We start from the raw sequence: 4,471 nt of genomic DNA, 5'->3' as shown, positions 1-4,471 counted from the left end.
TAACTACGACCAAAGACACTAACCTATGGCACAATTTTTCGGCAGGGCACGGTAAAACAAAAGCGGCCCCGAATACTTGCGCATCCGAGGCGGCCTGCTGCAGTTATTTATATTCGGTTATTAGTCCCATTCACCGCGCAGAATCTGCTGAACGAATTTCTTGGGTAGCCAGAAGGAGTGCTTCGTGATGCGACGACCATCGGGTAGTTCGTCGGTATCCTTGAGCTTGCCTTTTCCGACAAACTCGCCAGGCTCAACTTCGTAGTAGGTCTGGGAGGCGTGAACCTTCGTAAAAAGGTATTCGTTCGCCTTGCTCTGCGGGAAGTCAGTGGAAACCTTAACGCCGTCCTTACCATTCGGCTTGACCGTTAGCTCAACACCTCGATTAATGATCTCCTTCGTCTCTTGCCATACCTTCATCAGTTCAACTTTCATCAGTTCAGGCTCGAGGGAATCGGGGAAACCCCAGAACTTGACCTGATCTAGGCAGAAATCACCGGTCTCATTCTCGCGGAAAACAACAAACATGAATTTCCTTGAGAAAATCTCGGTGTAAATATGGGATTCTTCCCACTCTTTTTCATTCGCTAGTTCAATAAAACGGTAGTTCTTAAAGGGAACATCCTCTTTAGGGAGCCCGTTTTTATCAACACGAATAGCGCGAATATTCATGTTTGCCTTTTTAAATTCGGCAGTACTATCAATATCCGAAGAAAGGCCTAGAATTTTCTGCACAAGAGTGCTGTTGCGGCCCTTGGATTTAAAGTTAACATCAAACTCCTTGCAGAGTTCTTTCTCGCTCTGGCCCCGGTATTTCAGAAGCTTTTCTTCAATAATCTGGGTAAAAGGCTTAGAGGTATCCCGAGCTGCTTTAGCGATACTCTCCTGTTCCTCCTGGCTAAAAACCCTGGTGCGGAGGAGAGTTGTCATGTAGCTACTCTTGAGCGACCAGGCGCGCCTATTAGCCAGCTCGGGGCCATAGGGCTGAGTAGTGCGGTCCTTGTCTCTGCCGGCACCCTTCCGGCAGGTTGAAAGGTACATGCCGTCAGATTCGGAAAGCTCGTGCGCGCGTCCCTCCAGGACTTTCTGGGTAATACGTTTATAGTCCGCAAGAATGGTTGGCATATCCTCTTCGGGCCAGTCGAAAAGGAAAGCCTTATCGGTGATAATCTTCAAAATATCGCGGGTCTTTTGATATTTATAAAACAGAAGCAAAATATTTTGGCACTTATGCCAAAGGTGCGTCTGATAAAAATCGTCTAGATTTTCCTCATGAAAATTAAACATGCTGAGAACTAGACGTTCTTTGGCGGAAATAGTGCCGTTCGCGTTGACTTTGTAAGGGGTCGTCTTGATTTCGAGCTTTGCTTTAGGAATATCGGGTTCCGGGGAATTGTTGGGCTTGATGCCGTAGAAGCATTCTTCGATGATATTGCCATAGATTCCCTTGGAGAGCTCGCTAATTTCCTTGCGAGTAGCCGTTGAGGGAGTACCCTTTTTCTTATCTTCGTAGGTTTTGTACTCAGAGTTCTGGAATTCTTCCAGGATGTCCTGAAGTGTGCGACCAACGAGCTTCTTATCTGTGTACTTGAGGATGCTATCAACGCTCGAATTGTCGTAATCGAAAATGTCCATAGTCGGTGTTCCTTCCGAAAGTAGAGGGGTAGCGGCGGTGCTGTTTCTTGCTTTCATGCTACGTCAGGTACGGCAGCTGCACTCTCTGGTTCGTCATGGGCTTTTCCATAACCTGCTTGATCTGAATAGCTGTTCTATGCTATAGTATCAGTATTCGAACACATTTACAAGAGGACTATAAGGACTACTGACTCATGGATCAGAAAACCACCAGCAGTAGCCAGCCTATCCGAGTTATCGAACTTTTCGCCGGTGTAGGTGGCTTCCGCTTAGGATTTGAAGGCTATAATGCCAACGGCATGACCTTGCCCTCCGCAGGCCCCTTCACGACCGTTTGGGCGAACCAGTGGGAGCCTCCGGGAACGGTTGGCCGCCAGTTCGCGGCACGCTGCTACCAGGAACGTTTCGGCGAAGAAGCAAACCTCGAAAACCGCGACATCCACGCCGTACTTGATGATGTGGAGGCGGGCCTCTACGAAATTCCCGACGCTGACCTGCTCTGCGGCGGTTTCCCCTGCCAGGATTACTCGGTTACCAAGCCCCTTTCGCAGTCGCACGGCATTGAAGGTAAGAAGGGCGTGCTCTGGTGGGATATTCACCGCGCGCTCGAACTTAAGACCCCCAAATATGTTGTTCTGGAGAACGTTGACCGCCTGCTAAAGTCACCCGCTAAACAGCGAGGCCGCGACTTCGCCATTATGCTCTCCTGCTTCTACGCGCTCGGCTACAGCGTCGAATGGCGCGTTATTAACGCGGCAGAGTACGGCCACCCGCAGAAGCGTAAGCGCGTTTACATTTACGCCGAACACAACGCCCCTGAATGGGATTTGTCGCGCCGTATCACCCACACCGGTATTTTGGCGGAAGCGTTCCCGGTCAAAACTGCAGAATCTGAGGGTCTTCTCTCCGTCTTCGAAGAGCTCAATGAGGCTGATGAGTTCACCATCTCCGATGACCCCTACTACGAGACGGAACACTTTGGAATTGGCGCTAAGACCTCACCCTTCCAGATTGCCGGTGTCATGCAGAACGGCACCGTGCTCACCAGCAAGGTAGAGCCCGATTACCGCGGCGAATTTAAGACGCTCGGTGACGTAGTTCTTCCTGACTCTGAGGTGCCGGAACAGTTCTTTATCGCCCCTGACAAGGTGCCTTCTTGGGAATACCTCAAGGGCGCAAAGAAGGAAAAGCGCATCAATAAGGCGAGCGGCTTTGAATACTTCTACACCGAAGGCTCAATGTCTTTCCCTGACCCGCTCGACCGTCCGGCGCGTACCATCCTGACCGGCGAAGGAGGCTCGGGTGCCTCCCGATTCAAGCACGTTGTGGTTGGTGATTCCGGTGCGTACCGCCGCCTCGTTCCCGATGAACTGGATCAGCTGCAGGGCTTCCCCCGCGGCTGGACTGACACCGGCATGAGTGACGGTAACCGTGCCTTCTGTATGGGTAACGCCCTCGTGGTGGGTATCCCGCACGAAATCGGTAAGGCTATCGCCCGCCGACACAACCAGTAAGACATAACCAGTAAAACGCATAGGAGGTGCAGTAGCCCGAAAGCTACTGCACCTCCTTTTGCATGCCCGGCGGCCTAAACCAGAGCAGGCCTAAACCAGCGCCTCATCAAGCCAGCTCAGACTTGAGCGGTGCTCATCCAACAGCTCAAGAGCTCGGTTAGGCAACTCAACCTTCAGGCGGGCACCCGCCAACGACTGATACTGCGTATTTCCCAAACCGGGGTGTAGAAGAAGAGTCCGCGAAGAGCTCACACCCACCAGCTCACTATCAAAGAGCTTATGCAGATCTTTGCGTAGAAGCAGACCCTCATCCACTCGGTGCTCACCCTCGCGCGCATAGCTGTACAGGTGTGCCGCATCCAGCGCCGCCGTGTGGCAAGCGCCCGTAAACGCACACATGCTTCCGAAGCGGTTCAACAGCTCCTGACGGAACTGCGGCTGGCCATTGCGAGCCTTGACGGTGCGCATCGTAAAACCGCCGCGAGGATTCACGGGAATCCCGCGGGCCTCACCAAGATTGAGCTGGTGAATACCCGAAGTGTTCAGACTTTCAAGCCAGGTGAGGACTTTCGCGGTATCGAGGGCAACAATGCTGTTCTGAGTGTTGTATTTGCCGGGTACGCTCAGCGCTTTGAAAGAATCCTTATCTGCTGCACCGATAAGCTCAGTCCAGGTATCACCGTAGTAGGCAATGAACCGCTGAACCTTCTCGGCTTTCTGCGGCGGATTCTTATGCAGACGCTGCTCGGGCTTGAGATTGTCTCTCCTCAGACACTTCCCATCGCAACGCCACAGCCCATCGGATTTGAAGGTGATGCGGCTGCTTCCACAGCGGGGGCAAAAAGTCATGACCTTATCAGCTTCGTATGACTCAATTTTTCGGATAACGGCTGATCCGAGAAGAATCGAATTATCTCGAATCAGCACGAAGTCGCCCTCTCGAACGTTCTTGTGGTTGGGAACTTTCGAGTCGTAGACATAACGGAATTCCAAGGCGTCATCGTAGACTTTGCCGCTGGCGGCGCTTCGGTTCTCTTCGTCGGGAACGGAACGTAGCAGCCACGCGTGGGGGAGCCGCATGTCAGTTGCGGCGTGTTTGCTCGGGAGGCTGAGGGTCGTCACCACGGACGGGAGAACGAGGTCCGGCAGTGAGGGCGTTGAGTTGTTGTCCATAGCAGCAGCCTAGCAGCCCGGGCGGTTTGCCGCTGCCCGGGTGGTCACCGGCTCACGGGGTAGGGGTGGTGGAATCCTGTAATTACAAAAATTCCGCCCTGTATCTTCCTCGAAAAGCCACATGTGTTTCGAGAAGCCACCAAAAACGT

At 52.6% G+C, this 4,471-nt stretch carries 3 protein-coding genes; 1 reads left to right on the top strand and 2 read right to left on the bottom strand.

The features are described 5' to 3' along the window. Nucleotides 1-120: 120 nt before the first annotated feature. Nucleotides 121-1,635: a Sau3AI family type II restriction endonuclease gene (locus HMPREF2879_RS00180; RefSeq protein WP_049353185.1), complete on the bottom strand. Its 1,515-nt coding sequence runs from the start codon at nt 1,633-1,635 to the stop codon at nt 121-123. Nucleotides 1,636-1,829: 194 nt separating this feature from the next. Here HMPREF2879_RS00180 and dcm point away from each other — a divergent pair, with 194 nt between their 5' ends. Then, the gene (gene dcm / locus HMPREF2879_RS00175; RefSeq protein WP_049353186.1) at nt 1,830-3,149 is read left to right on the top strand and encodes a DNA (cytosine-5-)-methyltransferase; all 1,320 of its coding nucleotides are present in this window, start codon (nt 1,830-1,832) and stop codon (nt 3,147-3,149) included. Nucleotides 3,150-3,239: 90 nt separating this feature from the next. Here dcm and HMPREF2879_RS00170 read toward each other — a convergent pair whose 3' ends face one another. Continuing rightward, on the bottom strand, nt 3,240-4,322 hold the full coding sequence (locus tag HMPREF2879_RS00170; protein WP_049353187.1) for an HNH endonuclease: 1,083 nt from the start codon (nt 4,320-4,322) through the stop codon (nt 3,240-3,242). Between the last annotated feature and the right edge of the window lie 149 nt (nt 4,323-4,471).

This window comes from Rothia sp. HMSC069C04 (assembly GCF_001812895.1).
GTDB lineage: Bacteria > Actinomycetota > Actinomycetes > Actinomycetales > Micrococcaceae > Rothia.
Note: the sequence above shows the minus strand (reverse complement) of the source record. Positions and strands in the feature narration are given on the sequence as shown.

Coding starts and splice junctions, on each gene's coding strand:
- HMPREF2879_RS00170 (WP_049353187.1), bottom strand. CDS start 4,322: ATGGACAACAACTCAACGCCCTCACTGCCGGACCTCGTTCTCCCGTCC.
- dcm (WP_049353186.1), top strand. CDS start 1,830: ATGGATCAGAAAACCACCAGCAGTAGCCAGCCTATCCGAGTTATCGAA.
- HMPREF2879_RS00180 (WP_049353185.1), bottom strand. CDS start 1,635: ATGGACATTTTCGATTACGACAATTCGAGCGTTGATAGCATCCTCAAG.